The 15,067-nt window shown below is 76.2% G+C and carries 11 protein-coding genes; 9 read left to right on the forward strand and 2 right to left on the reverse strand.

The genetic code is table 11. The features are described from left to right. Window positions 1-3: 3 nt before the first annotated feature. Window positions 4-1,242 carry a ketosynthase chain-length factor gene (locus tag IE170_RS08385; protein WP_189808657.1) on the forward strand — a complete coding sequence of 413 codons (1,239 nt, stop codon included), beginning with the start codon at window positions 4-6 and terminating at the stop codon, window positions 1,240-1,242. A gap of 73 nt (window positions 1,243-1,315) precedes the next feature. After that, window positions 1,316-1,579, forward strand: a complete 264-nt coding sequence (locus IE170_RS08390; RefSeq protein ID WP_114059254.1) for an acyl carrier protein — start codon at window positions 1,316-1,318, stop codon at window positions 1,577-1,579. A gap of 148 nt (window positions 1,580-1,727) precedes the next feature. On the opposite strand, the gene IE170_RS08395 is transcribed toward IE170_RS08390, so the two are convergent. Continuing rightward, window positions 1,728-2,195 carry a nuclear transport factor 2 family protein gene (locus IE170_RS08395; protein ID WP_189808658.1) on the reverse strand — a complete coding sequence of 156 codons (468 nt, stop codon included), beginning with the start codon at window positions 2,193-2,195 and terminating at the stop codon, window positions 1,728-1,730. A gap of 140 nt (window positions 2,196-2,335) precedes the next feature. Between IE170_RS08395 and IE170_RS08400 the strand changes: the two genes are divergently transcribed. The 6 genes from IE170_RS08400 (at window position 2,336) to IE170_RS08425 (ending at window position 12,104) form a co-directional block, all read left to right on the forward strand. After that, window positions 2,336-3,973: a class I adenylate-forming enzyme family protein gene (locus IE170_RS08400; RefSeq protein WP_189808659.1), complete on the forward strand. Its 1,638-nt coding sequence runs from the start codon at window positions 2,336-2,338 to the stop codon at window positions 3,971-3,973. Window positions 3,974-4,017: 44 nt separating this feature from the next. After that, window positions 4,018-5,865 carry an FAD-dependent oxidoreductase gene (locus IE170_RS08405; protein WP_189808660.1) on the forward strand — a complete coding sequence of 616 codons (1,848 nt, stop codon included), beginning with the start codon at window positions 4,018-4,020 and terminating at the stop codon, window positions 5,863-5,865. After that, complete coding sequence (fabG, locus tag IE170_RS08410; protein WP_189808661.1) at window positions 5,862-6,665, forward strand: 3-oxoacyl-ACP reductase FabG; 804 nt, start codon at window positions 5,862-5,864, stop codon at window positions 6,663-6,665. The genes IE170_RS08405 and fabG overlap by 4 nt, the downstream gene beginning before the upstream one ends. A 26-nt stretch (window positions 6,666-6,691) precedes the next feature. Further along, window positions 6,692-7,699, forward strand: a complete 1,008-nt coding sequence (locus tag IE170_RS08415; RefSeq protein ID WP_308428372.1) for an aromatase/cyclase — start codon at window positions 6,692-6,694, stop codon at window positions 7,697-7,699. Window positions 7,700-7,790: 91 nt separating this feature from the next. Further along, window positions 7,791-8,747, forward strand: coding sequence for an aromatase/cyclase (locus IE170_RS08420; protein WP_189808662.1), 957 nt, complete (start codon window positions 7,791-7,793; stop codon window positions 8,745-8,747). Window positions 8,748-9,548: 801 nt separating this feature from the next. After that, entirely contained in the window at window positions 9,549-12,104 is a 2,556-nt protein-coding gene (locus IE170_RS08425) for a condensation domain-containing protein (protein WP_189808663.1), read from the forward strand. Window positions 12,105-12,111: 7 nt separating this feature from the next. On the opposite strand, the gene IE170_RS08430 is transcribed toward IE170_RS08425, so the two are convergent. Further along, window positions 12,112-12,873, reverse strand: coding sequence for a thioesterase II family protein (locus IE170_RS08430; protein WP_189808664.1), 762 nt, complete (start codon window positions 12,871-12,873; stop codon window positions 12,112-12,114). 322 nt (window positions 12,874-13,195) lie between these two features. Here IE170_RS08430 and IE170_RS08435 point away from each other — a divergent pair, with 322 nt between their 5' ends. Beyond that, a complete protein-coding gene (locus IE170_RS08435) occupies window positions 13,196-15,022 on the forward strand; it encodes an acyl-CoA dehydrogenase family protein (protein WP_189808665.1) in 1,827 nt (608 codons plus the stop codon). Window positions 15,023-15,067: the final 45 nt, after the last annotated feature.

Here is a 15,067-nt window from a genome sequence, read left to right on the forward strand (position 1 = left end):
CCGATGAGCACCACCGCAGCCACCGCCCCCGCCGTCACCGGGATCGGCGTCGCCGCCCCCAACGGGCTCGGCCTGAAGGCCTGGTGGGCCGCCGTCCTGCGCGGCGAGAGCGGCATCCGCCCGCTGACCCGCTTCGACGCCTCCCCCTACCCGGTGCGGCTCGCGGGCGAGGTGCCCGGGTTCGTCGACGAGGACCACGTCCCGAGCCGGCTCCTCCAGCAGACCGACCGGGTCACCCGCCTGTCGCTCGCCGCCGCCAAGGAAGCCCTCGACGACGCCGGCGCCGACCCCGCCGACCTGCCCGACTACGCGGCAGGCGTCGTCACCGCCAACTCCGCCGGCGGGTTCGAGTTCGGGCAGCGCGAGCTGGAGGCGCTGTGGAGCCGCGGCGGCCGGCACGTCAGCGCGTACCAGTCCTTCGCCTGGTTCTACGCAGTCAACAGCGGCCAGATCTCCATCCGGCACGGGCTGCGCGGCGCCAGCGGCGTCATCGTCACCGAGCAGGCCGGCGGGCTGGACGCGACCGCTCACGCCCGCCGGCAGATCCGCAAGGGCGCCCACCTCGTCGTCACCGGCGGCATCGACTCCTCCCTGTGCCCCTGGGGGTGGGCCGCGCACCTCGCGGGCGGCGGGCTGAGCACCGAGCCCGACCCGGCGCGCGCCTACCTGCCCTTCGACCCGGACGCGAGCGGGTACGTGGTCGGCGAAGGCGGGGCGCACCTGGTCCTGGAGGACGCCGCCCGGGCGCGGGAGCGCGGAGCGCGCATCTACGGGCTGGTCGCCGGGCACGGGGCCGCGTTCGACGGACCCGCGGGCGGGGCCGGGGGCGGCTGTCGGCTGGGCGCCGCGGCCGGGGCCGCGCTCGCCGACGCCGGCATCGGGCCCGGCGACGTGGACGTCGTCTTCGCCGACGCCGCCGGAGAACGCGCCGCCGACCGCCTGGAAGCCGAGGCCCTCGCGGAGCTGTTCGGGCCGAGGGCCGTGCCCGTCACCGCCCCGAAGTCGATGACCGGGCGGCTCGCCGCCGGCGGCTCCGCCCTCGACCTCGCCGCAGCGCTGATGGCCCTGCACGAGCAGGTCGTCCCGCCGACCACCGGAACCTCCGCCCCCGCCGACGACTGCCCCGTCGACCTCGTCACGGGCACCCCCCGCACCGGGCTGCGGCTGCGCACCGCGCTGGTCCTGGCCCGCGGGCGCGGCGGCTTCAACTCGGCCGTCGTCGTCCGCGCCCCGGCGGCCTGAAACCCCCGGCCGCCCCTTCGTACGTCGTCACCCCCTTCCCCACACCCCCTCGACCACCGAACAGAGGTGTTGCATGAACCGCCTGGAGCTCAGCAGTCTGACCCGCATCCTGCGGGAGTGCGCCGGAGAGGAGGAGGGCGTCGACCTGGACGGCGACGTCCTCGACCAGTACTGGTTCGAGCTCGGCTACGACTCCCTCGCCGTGCTCCAGACCACCGGCTACATCGAGCGGGAGTTCGGCATCGTCCTCGACGGCGAGGACTTCGACGAGGCCGACACGCCCCGCCGCTACCTCGACATGGTCAACCGGGTCCTCTCGGAACGGGCCCCCGTCTGAGCGGCCGGCGCCGCCTCCGGCGCCCCCCGTACCAAGACGACGACGGGCGCGAGAGCCACCGCCAGACCGCCGGGTGCCCACCCGGTCCGGTCCGGCGGTGGCTCTTCGCCGTACGACGGCCACCCGCCGGGGATCCCCCCCGGGGCGGTCAGCGCAGGTCGTCGCGGGTCACCAGGCGCCGCGCCACCTGCCAGCCCGACTCCGCGCGGACCAGCGTGTCCTCCATCACGCACATCCGGTACAGCCGCGGCTCCCCGCCCCGCGGCGTCAGGTGGACCTGCGCGTAGGCGCGGGTGCGGAGCGTGCCGTCCGGGGCGGGACGGACGTCCAGCATGCCGATCCAGTGCCGCAGCCGGTCCCCGGTCGCCTCCTCCGCCTGCCGGTTGCGGCGTACGTTCGCCTGCAGGCCGGCCCGGCCCCGTACGGGCTCCGGCAGCGTCGGCACGTCGAAGACCGCGTCCGCGGTGAACGTCGCCGCCCAGGCCTCCGCCTCGAACGAGTCGAACAGCTGCATCTGGCGGGCGTAGAACTGCTGGACCTCCGCGTACAGCGGGCCGAACTCGGACGTGGCCGGTGCGGTTTCGGGGCGGATGCCGGTTTCGGTGCCGGTGCTCATGGGACTCCCTCCGTCGGGTCACCACAGTCTTTGCGGCCCAGGTCGAGCACCCTTCGAAGCCTCCTCAAGCACTCCTCCCCAGGGTGGTGAGCGTGCCGCAGCCGCGACCGCCCCATCGGGAGCCAGCAGGAGGACGCACCATGCCGACACTCGTGTACCCGCAACTCCCCTTGGACGGCCTGCTGCGCCGCGCCGCCGTCCGCGACCCCGCCGGCTGGGCGATCCGCGCCGGCCACGGCCGGGCCGGCGGGGCCGGGACCGTCACGTTCGCCGAGCTCGACGCCCGCACCGACCGGGTCGCCGCCTGGCTGGAGGAGGCGTGCGGCCGCCGCGGCGCCCGCATCGGCGTCGCCAACACCCTCGACGCCGGCTTCGCCGCCGCCTACTACGGGGCCGTGCGCAGCGGCAACACGGCCGTCCTGGTCAACCCGCTGCTCAAGGAGGCGGGCCTGCTGCACGTGTGCACCGCCGCCGCCGTCGAGATCGCGTTCGTGCCCACCGCGACCGCCGAGACGCTGCTGAAGCTCGCCGACCGGCTGCCCGCGCTGCGCACCGTCGTCGTCACCGACGCGCCGGACGGGGTCGTCCCCGGCGACGCCGTGCCGCTGGCCGCCGTGCTGGACTGCCCCGCCGAGCGGGCCTGCCTGCCGCCCGGGCGGGCCGACCTCGACGCCGACGCGTGCATCCAGTTCACCACCGGCACCACCGGCCGCCCCAAGGGCGTCCGCCTCAGCCACCGCAACCTCGTCGCGAACGCCGCGCAGATCGCCGCCGCGCACCGGCTCGGCAGCGACTCCGTCACCCTCAACCACCTGCCGCTGTACCACGTGATGCACCTCAACTCGGCCGTCTTCGCGGGCGCCTTCCAGGTGCTGTGCCCCGACCCCGACCCGGTCGCCTCGCTCGCGCTGGCGGCCGAGGTGTCCGCCACGCACTACTACGGGCTCCCCGCCCGCCTGCACGCCCTCGCCGCCGACGACCGGGTCGCCGGCCCGTTCCCCGCCGGGACGGGCCTGACCGCCGTCCTGTCCGGGGGCAGCGCGCTCGCGCCGAGCGCCGCCCGCGCCTTGGAGGAGCGGCTCGGCGTGCCCGTCGTGCAGGGGTACGGGATGGCCGAGCTGTCGCCGCTCTCGCACTGCCAGGACCCGCACGACCCGAAGCCGGGGTCCGTGGGGAAGGCCGTACCGGGCACCGAGTTCCGGATCGTCCACCTGGAGACGCGCACCCCGCTGGACGTGTACTCCACCGGCGAGGTGCAGGTCCGCGGACCGCAGGTGACGGCCGGCTACCTCGACCGGCCCTGCCCCGCCCTCGCCCCCGACGGATGGTTCTCCACCGGGGACGTCGGCTACCGCACCGAGGACGGCTCGCTGTTCCTCGTCGACCGGCTCGGCGACGTCTTCAAGTACGACAACGAGCTCGTCTCGCCCACCGCCGTCGAGCGGATCGTCGCCGCCGACCCGCGCGTCGCCGACTGCGTCGCCGCGGGCTGGCCCGACCCCGTGCACGGGGCCGTCGTCTGGCTCGGGCTCGTCCTGCGCGACGCGGCCGCGCCCGCCGCCCGCCGGCTCGACCTCGCCGACGCGGTCGTCGAGGCCGCCAACGAGCGCCTCGCCGGCTTCGAGCAGATCCGCCGCGTCGACGTCCTCGACGCCGTCCCCCGCAACCACGCCGGAAAGCCCGAACGCGCCGGCCTCCGCAAGGACATCCGGGCCCGCGCCGCCGCCGAAGCAGCTGCCGGGGGTGCCGCTCCGGCTCCCGCCGAGGCCGTCCTGTGACCCGCCCGAACCGCCCGAACCGCCCGACCAGAGGAGCCACCTCCATGCGGACCCGGACCACCACGCCCCCGCGGCCCACCACCGCCCTGCGGGCAGCCACCGGCACGCCCACCGCGCCGCCCGCCGGCCGGGCCGCCCGCGTCCTCGTCGTCGGCGCGGGCCCCGTCGGCCTCACCGCCGCCCACGAACTCGCCCGCCGCGGCCTGCCCGTACGGCTCGTCGACGCCGCCCCCGGCCCCGCCGCGACCAGCCGCGCCGTCGCCGTCCACCCCCGCACCCTGGAGACCTTCGACCAGATGGGCCTGGTCGACTCCTTCCTCGCCTCAGGCCGCCGCAACCAGGCCTTCACCATGTACGCCGCCGGCCGGCGCCTCGTCCGCCTCGAAGCCGACTACGAGACGATGCCGACCCGGCACCCGTACAGCCTCGTCATCGAGCAGACCCGCACCGAGGAACTGCTGCGCGAGGCGGTCTCCCGGCTCGGCGTCACCATCGAATGGGGCGTCCGGCTCACCGCCCTCGACCAGGACGACAGCGCCGTCCGCGCCACCCTCGAACACGCCGACGGCACCCGCGAGGAGTACGAGGTCCCCTGGCTCGTCGGCTGCGACGGCGGCCACAGCACCGTCCGCAAACAGCTCGGCCTGCCCCTGATCGGCGAATCCCGCGACACCTGGGAACTCGCCGACGCCGCCGTCGAGACCGACCTCCCGCCCGACACCATCTACTGGGCGCACACCGGCGGCCAGGCCCTGATGATGGTCCCTTACCAGCAGGCCGGGCGGTGGCGCCTCCTCGACACCGCGCCCGTACGCCGCCCCGGCGACCCCTACGACGCCGCCGACGTCGCCGCACGCTTCTCCCGCAAGCTCAGCGCCGGCCTCGGCCGCCCCGTCACCGTCGGCGAACCCTCCTGGAGCTCCGTCTTCACCTTCCAGCAGCGCATGGTCCCGCGGATGCGGGAAGGCCGCTGCTTCGTCGCCGGCGACGCCGCCCACGTCCACAGCCCCGCCTCCGGGCAGGGCATGAACACCGGCATCCAGGAGGCCTACAACCTCGGCTGGAAGCTCGCCATGGCAGACCGCGGACAGGCCGGACCCGAGCTCCTCGCCACGTACGGCATGGAGCGCGTCCCCGTCGGGCGGGCGCTGCTCGGCTCCACCCGCAAGGCCACCTTCCTCGTCCAGTTCAAGAACCGGCTCGCCGGCGTCGCCCTGCCCGTCGTCTTCACCTTCGTCCGCAACATCACCCCCCTGCGCCGCGCCATCCAGCGCAAGGTCCTCGGCGGCATGTCCGGGCTGCGCCTCGCCTACCCCGACAGCCCCCTGTCCACGCCCGCCGCCGGCCCCGGCCTGCCCGCCGGGTCCCGCGCCGCGGCCGCCGCCGCCCGGCACCCCGACGCCCCCGGCGCGCAGGCCCTCACCGCCGAACTCCGCGACCCCCGCTGGACCCTGCTGTGGGCCGCCGCCGGACCCGGCGAAGCCCTGCGCGTCGCCCGCGCCACCGCCGCCGAGCACGGCGACTGGCTCTCCGTGCGCACCGTCGGCGACACCACCGGCCGCGGCCCCTCCCCCCTGCCCGACCCCGACGGCCTGCTGCGCCGCACCCTCGCCCTCGGACCGGGCGGCTGGCTCCTCATCCGGCCCGACGGCTACGCCGCCGCGGGCGGGACCGTCCTCGGCTGGCGGGCCCTGGAGCGGGCGCTCGCCCCGCTCGGCCGGCTCGCCGAGGTCCACGAGCTGCGGCCGTACGCCGAGGCGCGCGCGGAAGCACGCGCGGAGGCACTGGCGGAGCAGCAGCGCCGACAGGTCCTCCAGCAGGTGTCCGGCGGATCTCCAGCGGTCCGCGACACGGTCGAGTCCACACCACGAGTCCTGGAGGGTCAGCGATGACAGCACCGACACCGGCTCCGGCACCCCACCGGCCGGTCGCCCTGGTCACCGGCGGCACGAGCGGCATCGGCCTCGCCGTGGCCCGCGACCTCGGCCGGCGCGGCCACCGCGTCTTCCTGTGCGCCCGTACCGCCGAAGCCGTCGAGAAGACCGTCGCCGAACTGCGCGCCGAAGGCCTCGACGTCGACGGCACCGCGGCCGACATCCGCTCCGGCGAATCGGTCGCCGCGCTCGTCGCGGCCTGCGTCGCACGGTTCGGGCCGATCGGCGTCCTCGTCAACAACGCGGGACGCAGCGGCGGCGGACCGACCGCCCAGATCAGCGACGAGCTCTGGTACGACGTCATCGACACCAACCTCAACGGCGTCTTCCTGCTGACGAGGGAGGTGCTGAGGAACGGCGGCCTCGCCGACGCCGCGAACGGCCGGATCATCAACATCGCCTCCACCGCCGGCAAGCAGGGCGTCCTGCTCGGCGCCCCCTACTCGGCCTCCAAGCACGCCGTCGTCGGCTTCACCAAGGCCCTCGGCAAGGAGCTCGCGCCGACGGGGGTCACGGTGAACGCCGTCTGCCCCGGGTACGTGGAGACGCCCATGGCGGAGCGGGTCCGCGCCGGCTACGCGGCGGCGTGGGGGACGACCGTCGAGGACGTGCAGGAGCAGTTCGAGGCGAAGATCCCGCTCGGCCGGTACGCGACACCCGAGGAGGTCGCGGCGATGGTCGGCTACCTGACCACGGACCTGGCGGCATCGGTGACGGCGCAGGCGCTCAACGTCTGCGGCGGACTGGGGAACTTCTGATGGCGCAGAGAGGGGCGGAAACGACCGTGACGAAGATCGCCGAGGCAGTGGGGGAGATGCACCGGACGGTGCACGACATCGAGGTCGACGCGCCGGCCGGCGTCGTCTACGGGCTCATCGCCGACCCCGTGCAGTGGCCGCTGCTCTTCCCGCCCAACGTGTACGTGGAGCGCCTCGCGCACGACGGGACCAACGAGCACCTGCGGATGTGGGCCACCGCGAACGGCCAGGTCAAGACGTGGACCTCGCGCCGCGTCCTCGACGCCGGGAACCGCCGCATCGAGTTCCGGCAGGACGCCGCCGCGCCGCCGCTCAGCGAGATGACCGGCACGTGGGAGGTGCAGCCGCTGGGCGGCGACCGGTGCCGGCTGACGCTGCTGCACGACTTCCGGGTCACCGGCGACAGCCCCGAGGACATCGCCTGGGTCGAGCGCGCCACCGACGCCAACAGCCGCGCCGAACTCGACAGCCTCGCCCGCATCGCCGGCGGGTGGGCGCTGATGGACCAGCTCGTGATGACCTTCGAGGACACCGTCCGGGTCGAGGCCCCGCCGGAGCGGGTGTACGCCTTCCTGGAGCGGGCCGACCGGTGGCCCGTCCTCCTGCCGCACGTCGCGCGCCTCGACCTCACCGAGGACCCGGCCCTGCCCGGGGTGCAGCTGCTGGCGATGGACACCCTGACCGCGGACGGGTCGTCGCACACCACCGAGTCGGTGCGGGTGTGCTTCCCCGACGCGGGCCGCATCGTCTACAAGCAGACCCGGCCGCCGGCCCTCATGTCCGCGCACACCGGCGCCTGGACGGTCGCCGGCGACGCCCGCGGGTCGACGGTCACCTCCCGCCACGGCGTCGTCCTGCGGCCGGACGCCGTGACGCGCGTCCTGGGCCCGACCGCCGACCTGGCGGCGGCCCGGCGCTACGTACGCGACGCGCTGGGACGCAACAGCACGGTGACGATGACGCACGCGAAGCGGGACGCGGAGGCCGCGGCGCGCGCGGCGGCGGCAGCGGTTCCGGTGGCCCGCGCGGCGTGAGGCACGTCTGCGCCCGGCGGCTCCAAGACGGCTCCACGGGGGCTCCAGCGGACTCCGACAGACTCTGCATCAAGCGTGAGAGAGGTGTGTGATGGCTGTCCAGCGAGTGCACCGCGCGTCCTACACCATGGACGTCGCCGCGCCGGCCGGCGTGGTCTACGGGCTGGTGGCGGACACGACCCAGTGGCCGTTGTTCGTCCCCGCGAGCATCCACGTGGAGCGCCTGGACTTCGACGGCGTCCACGACCGGTTCCACATGTGGGCCACGGCGAACGGAACCGTCCGGTCCTGGCTCTCCCGCCGAACCCTCGACGCCACCCGGCACCGCATCGACTTCCGCCACGAGCTGCCCGCGGCCCCCACCACGGCCATGGGCGGCAGCTGGACGGTCGAACCGCGCGGGCCGGGCCGCTGCCGCCTGCTCCTCGAACACGACTTCACCGTCGACGGGGACCGGGCCGCGGACGCCGCATGGGTCCGGCGGGCAACCGACACCAACAGCCGCGCGGAGCTCGAGCAGCTGAAGGAGACCGCCGAGCAGTGGAGCCGCCTGGACGACCTGCTCCTCACCTTCGAGGACTCCGTCCGCATCGACGGCCCCGCGGAACTCGTGTACGCCTTCCTGTACGACGTCGCCGACTGGCCGCGGCTGCTGCCGCACGTCTCCCGGCTCGACGTCAGGGAGGACGAGCCCGGGGTGCAGCTGATGGCGATGGACACCCTGACCGCGGACGGCTCGGTGCACACCACCGAGTCGGTACGGGTCTGCTTCCCACACGCCGGCCGCATCGTCTACAAGCAGACGACCAGGCCCGCGCTGATGGCCGCGCACACGGGGGAGTGGTCGGTCATCCCGGACGAGACGGGCGTCACCGCGGTCTCGCAGCACAGCGTCCTGCTGCGTGAGGAGGCGGTGGAGCGGGTCCTGGGCCCCGGAACGTCGCTTGCGCAGGCCCGCGCGTACGTCCGCGAGGCGCTGGGCCGCAACAGCACGGCGACGCTGACCCTGGCGAAGCAGCACGCGGAGACGGCGGTGCGGACGCTGTAGCGGGGGCCGCGGGGCATGCGTCGGGTCTGCCGCGGCAGCCGCCACCTCCGCCGGGCCACCACCGACCTGGGCGTCCGCGTGCGGGAAGCCGGCCCACAGGCAGCAGTCGGCCCAGTCGGTGGCCTGCCTGCCGACGGGCTGCAGCGGGCCGGAGTCGGCGGCCGGCCCGCTCGGAGCAACTCGTCCGGAGCCGGGCGCCTACACCGGGCAGGCGGCCGCGCCCCGCCGACGGGTGGGTCGCCTCCGACCCGGCACGCTGCCGCTGCGGGCAGCCGCATCCGGCGGGTGGGCCGCCTGCCGGTGAGCCGCCTGCGGGTCAGCCGGGCCCCGATCCGCCGGCCGGTGGGTCAGCCGCGGCCCCGATCCGCCGGCCGGTGGGTCGGCTCCGACCCCGGCCGGTCGCTTCCCGCGGATCACCGACCGCACCTCCGGCCCGCCGCCCAGCGGGTCGGTCCCGACCGCCCACCCCGTGCCACGGGTCGGTCGCCGCCTTCGGCCTGCCGCCCGGTGAGCCGGTGCGCCGACCCGGTCCACCGTCCCGAGGGCAGGCCCTCGAACGAGGCCGACCGCCCGCGGCGGGCCGGCCGCCAACCCGGCCCGCTGCTCCGTGCGGCAGGCCGGCCCCAGACCCGCGGTGCCTGCGACCGCGGCACGGCAGGGCCCCGCCGGAACCCTTCCACCCACGCCCCCTCCGGCGGGGCTCCGCCGTCACCCCGGTGGCACGTCAGGCCGTGTCAGCGATACGTGGCATGGGCATGCATCATGGTCCCCTTTGCAGGCCGACGCCGAGGAGGGGGACGCATGGCAGCCGCCCTGACCGTGGTCATCGCCCCAGGTTCCGCACCGGCCCTGGACCTGCGCGGCCCACTCGACCCGGGCGCCCTGCAGGCCGCGCTGGCGGCACTCCCGCCGAGCACCCACACCCTGCACCGGCACTCCGCGACCCACCACACCCTGCACCTGGAGCCGGGCCACTGCCCGCCGGGCGCCCTCGCCGACCTGCTGACCGCCGGAGCGCCGCGGGCTACCGCTGATGCGGACGCCGCGGCGCCGGACACTGCCGCACGCGAGGACACGGAAGGGCCGACGGGGCACGCGCTGCCCGCCCACCGCGCCGCACCGCAGGAAGCGGGGACGCGGGTGGCAGGTGCGGGTGGTGGGGCCGGCGTGGCTGTTGCGGGCCGGCTCATCGGTGCGGGCGGTCCGGGCGCCACTGGTACGGCCGGTGCTCCTGGTGCCAGAGGCACTGTCGGCGCCGAAGGGGTGGATGGTTCGGCTGGTTCGGCTGGTTCAGCCGGTGCCGCAGGTGCGCCCGATGCGGGCGGCACAGCCAGGACGGCCCGTACCGCCGGCGCGGCGACTGCCGTCGGTGCCGCCGGTGCGGTTGCGGCCGATGTGCCCCATGCCACGGGTGCCGCCGATGTCGCCGGCGCGACCGCGACCCCTGCCACCGGGACGGCCGATGTCGCCGGCGCGGCAGGAGCCACAGGTACGGCCGACGCGGCCGGCGCCGGCGGTGCGGCCGCTCGCGCCGGGACCGGCCGGGCCGTGGCCGTCCCGCCACTCGGGATGCCCGCATCCGCCCGGCAGCGGGAAGTGCTGCTCGATGCGCTCACCGCACGGTCCGGGGCCGCGCCGCTGCACGTCGAGCAGCTGCACTGGCGCTGGTACGGGCCCCTGGACACCCGCCGCTTCCGCGACGCATGGCGGGCGGTGTCCGCGCAGGAGCCCGTACTGCGGGCCGCGTTCGCCGAACACGCCGCCGACTCGGCCGCCGCCGGGCCGTGCGTCGTCGTACACCCGGACGCGGCCCCCGACCCCGTACGCCACCCGTACGGCTCCGCCGACTGGCACTCGCTGCTCGTCGGGGAACGCCTCCGCCCCTTCGACCTGCACCACCCCGGCCCGCTGCGCATCGCGCTGCTCGACGAGCAGGCCGGCCCCGCCGGCCCCACCCGCGTCATCCTCACCTTCCACCACGCCCTGCTCGACGGGTGGAGCGTCCGGCTGCTGCTGCGCTCCTTCTACCGCGCCTACCTCGCCGCCGGCCGCACCCGCGGCGGCGAACGCCGCCCCGACGTGCGCGACCACCTCGACTGGCTCGCCCGCCAGGACGACACCGCCCCCCGCGCCTACTGGGCCCGCGCCGTCCCCCCGCCCGACTCCCGCACCCTGCCCGCCGCCACGGCCGCCACGGCCGCCGCAGCCCGCGACGACCGACCCGCCCGCACGGGGCACGGCCGCGCCCGGATCCGGCTGACTCCCGGCGAGGCCGTCCGGCTGCGTGAATGGGCCGCACGGCACGGCGCCGCCGAGTCCACCGCGCTCGGCGCCGCCTGGGCGCTGCTGCTCCACCGCGGGACCGGCTCCGGGTTCCGGCCGGCACCCGTCGCGTTCGCCGTCGCCGCGTCCGGGCGCGGCATCACCCTCCGCGGCGCCGCCGGCCTGCCCGCCCCTCTCCAGGGGCCGCTGCCGCTGCACGTCCGCGTCGACCCGTCGGCGCCCGTCACCCGGCTGCTGGCAGACCTGGCCGGGGCGGCGCTCGGGGCGTCCTCGTACGAATGGGTCTCGCACGGGCAGATCCACACCTGGAGCGGCCGCAGCACCGACAGCGAACTGACCGCCTCGCTCCTCGCGTTCGACCCGCCTGAAGGGCCGCCCTTCCACCCGGGGCCGCCGGCCGCGGTCGAGGCCGAGCTCGCCGAGGAAGGCGTACAGCTGGGGCGGCCCCAGGCCGTCGACGCGTACACGGCGCTGCCGATCGCCATCCGCGCGCACCACGACTGCGAGGGCGGGCTGGTGCTGACCGCCGTGAACGACCGCACCCGCATCCCCGACCGGGAGGCCGAGGCGGCGCTCGCGCAGACCGCGCTGCTGCTGCGCGAACTGCCGGCCGACGCCGACGGCACCACGCCCGCGAGGGAGTTCCTGCGCCTCCTCGCGGAGGCCGCCGGGCCGGCCGCCCCCACCGGCCCGCCCGCGGTCCGCGGCACCGGCCTGGTCGAGCTGCGGCCAGCCGCGCATCCCGGCGCCGGGACGGTCCTGCTCGTCCCGCCGCCCGGCGCGACCGCCGACTGCTACGCCGGCGTCGCCGACGCCCACCGCGGCCCTCAGGCCCTCGCCACCGTCGCACCGCCCGCGGACGCCGCAGCCTGCCTGCGCGCCCTGCGGCCCGCACTCGCCGCCGGGGAACCGCTGCTGCTCGGCGGCTACTCCGGCGCCGGGCAGCTCGCGTACGAGGTCGCCCGGCGCATCGGCGCACACGGCTGGCGCCCGCCGCCCGTGGCCGTCGCCGCATCCGCCCGCGGCCTCGCCCGCACCCTGCGCACGGCGGCACCGCCCTCCGACGGCGGCTGACGACCACTCAGACGGCGGCGGGCAGCAACTGCTCCCTGACGATCCCCACGACGTCCTCGACGTGGTCGTTGAGGTAGAAGTGCCCGCCGTCGAACCAGTGGAACTCCGTCTCCGCGTCCGTGTGCCCGCGCCAGGCCGCCGCCTCCCGCAGCGACACCTTCGTGTCGCGCTGACCGACCAGAGCCACGATCGGGCAGCGCAGCGGCGGCCCGGGCCGGTACCGGTAGGAGCGCGCGGCCTCGTAGTCGGCGCGCAGCACGGGCAGGCTCAGCCGCAGCAGCCGGTCGTCGGTGAGCAACTCGTCCGGGGTGCCGCCGAGGTCCTTCACGGTGGACAGCACCCACTCGTCATCGGCGATGTTGTCGTACTCGCCCTCCCGGTGCGTCGACGGCGCCCGGCGACTCGACGCGAACAGCACGAGCGGCTCGATGCCGGCCGCCTCCAGCCGCAGCGCCACCTCGAAGCCGACGGTCGCGCCGATGCTGTGCCCGAAGAACGCGAGCGGCCGGTCCGACCAGGACAGCAGCTCGGCGTACACCTGGTCCGCCATCTCCCGCACGTCCGTCACGAACGGCTCCGCCCGCCGGTCACCCCGCCCCGGGTACTGGACGGTGAGCACCTCGAGGGCGGGGGAGAGCGCCCGCGAGAACGGGAAGAAGTAGCTGGCCGACCCCCCGGAATGCGGCAGGCACACCAGCCGCACCGCCGCATCCGGCGCCGGATGGAACCGGCGCACCCACGTCCCGCGGCCCGCGCTCCTCGCGCTCATGGCACCTCCCGTACGCATCCACTGGCACGGGCCAATCTCCCCAGCCCGCATCGTGTTCCCTTCGAACCTCCCTTGAGCGGCGTATCGCCGCGCGGCGGGCGGGAACCGCACCGCGCCTGCCGACAGGGCCGCCCACCGCCCGCGGCGGTGGAGGGGAGCGCCGCCGGGACTGGACGGGGGTTCGAGTGGATGTCGAGTGGGCGTCGCGACGCTGGTCGTCCGTACGGACCAGCTACGGACCGGCTACGGAACAGCCCGGCCCCGCGGCTCCGTGAGGCCCGAGCCCCCGAGCCCTGTGACGAAGGAGCTGATCCACGCCGCCATGGCCACGACGACCGAGACCACCGCCGGGACCGCTGCCGCCGTCCCCGGCCCCGTCGGCACAGCCCACGGCCGGGCCGTCCCCGCCGGGCCGCCCGCCGTCGCGCCCGAAGAGGCCGCCGCCCTCGCCCGGGCCGCGCGGCTCGACGCGCTGCTCGGCGATCCGCTCGACCCCGCCAACCCGCACGGCCTCGCCGAGCTCCTCGCCGCCGACACCCGGGGCGAACCCCCCGTCGCCACCGAACAGTTGCTCACCGATGCCCGGCTGGGCGCCGAGTTCGTGCCCGCCGAGTTCGGCGGCCGCCTCACCCGCGCCGACCTCCTCGCCAAGGTGCTCCGCCCCGTCTTCCGCCGCGACGTCGCCCTCGGCTTCGGCTACGGCATCACGTCCCTCTTCGGCACCGCCGCCGTCTGGGCCGCCGGGACCGAGCGGCAGCGCGCCGACACCGCCGGGCTGCTCCTGCGCGGCGGCCGCGCCTCGATCGTCCACCACGAGGTCGCCCACGCCAACGCCATCCTCCGCGACGAGTTCACCGCCACCCCCGGCCGCTCCGGCTTCACCCTCAGCGGGCGCAAGGACGTCATCATGAACGCGTCCCGCTCCGCCGCCTGGGTCGTCTGGGCCCGCACCGCGCCCGAACGCGGCCCCCGCAGCCACTCCGTCCTCCTCCTCGACCCCGCCGACCTCCCCGCCGGCACGGTCACCCGCCTGCCCCGCGTCCCCACCCCCGGCATGCGCGGCGGGCTGTTCTCCGGCCTGGAGTTCACCGGCGCGCCCGTGCCGTCGTCCGCGCTCGTCGGCCGGCCCGGCGAAGGCGTCGCCCTCGCCCTGCGCACCTTCCAGGTCAACCGCTGCCTGATCCCCGCCCTGGCCGTCGCGGCCGCCGACACCGTCCTGCACTCCGCCGTCCGCGCCGTCACCCCCGGCCGCGGCGGGCGCACCGTACGCCGCTGGTACAAGCCGCTCACCGGCGTCTTCGCCGACCTGCTGGCCTGCGACAGCATGGCGACGACCGCGCTGCGCGCGCTCAGCCTGCTGCCCGAGCGCAGCCACGTCCTGGCCGCCGCCGTCAAGTACGTCGTACCGGACCTGCTGCGCGAGGACCTCGAAGCCCTCGCGTCCGTCCTCGGCTCGCACGGGTACGAGCACCGCAGCCCCCAGTACGGCTCCCTCGACAAGCTGGTGCGCGACCTGCCCGTCGCCGGCCTCGGCCACACCGGCACGGCCGCCTGCCAGGCCGTCATCGTCCCGCAGCTGCGCAGCCTCGCCGAACGCTCCTGGTTCAGCGCCGAGGAGCCGCCGCCCGCGCTGTTCCGCGCCGGCGCGCCCCTGCCCGTACTGGACTACCGGCTGCTCGGCATCGCCAGCGGCGACGACTTCCTCTCCGCCACCCTCGCCGGCGCCGCCGAACGCCTCGCACCGCACCGCGCCGACGGCGGCCCCGTGACCGACCTCGCCGTGCTCGCGGAGCTCGCCGAGACGTTCGTCAACGAGCTGCGCGGGCTCCGCGCCCGCTGCCTGCGCATCCCCGAGACGCGGGAGGCGCTGACCGACCCGGCCGTCGTCACCCTCTCCGACCGGTACGCCCTGGTCCTCGCCGCGGCGAGCGTCCTCGGGGTGTGGGAGTCCCGGTCGCAGGACGGCCGCGACCCGTTCCTCGCCGACCCGGCCTGGGCCGTACTCGCCCTGACGCGCCTCGGCCGCCGCATGGGCATCCCGGTGCCGGAACTCCCCGACGGCGTCCTCGACCGGATGCTCGCCGAACTGTCCGCGCGCTACCGCGACGGCCGCAGCTGCGACCTCGACGGGCTCCCGCTCGCGCGGTGACGTCCGGCGAAGCCCCCGCCCCGCACCGGCCCCAGAACCGCCCAC

This window comes from Streptomyces toxytricini, from assembly GCF_014649915.1.
Classification (GTDB): domain Bacteria; phylum Actinomycetota; class Actinomycetes; order Streptomycetales; family Streptomycetaceae; genus Streptomyces; species Streptomyces toxytricini.

Coding starts and splice junctions, on each gene's coding strand:
- IE170_RS08420 (WP_189808662.1), top strand. CDS start 7,791: ATGGCTGTCCAGCGAGTGCACCGCGCGTCCTACACCATGGACGTCGCC.
- IE170_RS08405 (WP_189808660.1), top strand. CDS start 4,018: ATGCGGACCCGGACCACCACGCCCCCGCGGCCCACCACCGCCCTGCGG.
- IE170_RS08385 (WP_189808657.1), top strand. CDS start 4: ATGAGCACCACCGCAGCCACCGCCCCCGCCGTCACCGGGATCGGCGTC.
- IE170_RS08435 (WP_189808665.1), top strand. CDS start 13,196: ATGGCCACGACGACCGAGACCACCGCCGGGACCGCTGCCGCCGTCCCC.
- IE170_RS08395 (WP_189808658.1), bottom strand. CDS start 2,195: ATGAGCACCGGCACCGAAACCGGCATCCGCCCCGAAACCGCACCGGCC.
- IE170_RS08390 (WP_114059254.1), top strand. CDS start 1,316: ATGAACCGCCTGGAGCTCAGCAGTCTGACCCGCATCCTGCGGGAGTGC.
- IE170_RS08400 (WP_189808659.1), top strand. CDS start 2,336: ATGCCGACACTCGTGTACCCGCAACTCCCCTTGGACGGCCTGCTGCGC.
- IE170_RS08430 (WP_189808664.1), bottom strand. CDS start 12,873: ATGAGCGCGAGGAGCGCGGGCCGCGGGACGTGGGTGCGCCGGTTCCAT.
- fabG (WP_189808661.1), top strand. CDS start 5,862: ATGACAGCACCGACACCGGCTCCGGCACCCCACCGGCCGGTCGCCCTG.
- IE170_RS08425 (WP_189808663.1), top strand. CDS start 9,549: ATGGCAGCCGCCCTGACCGTGGTCATCGCCCCAGGTTCCGCACCGGCC.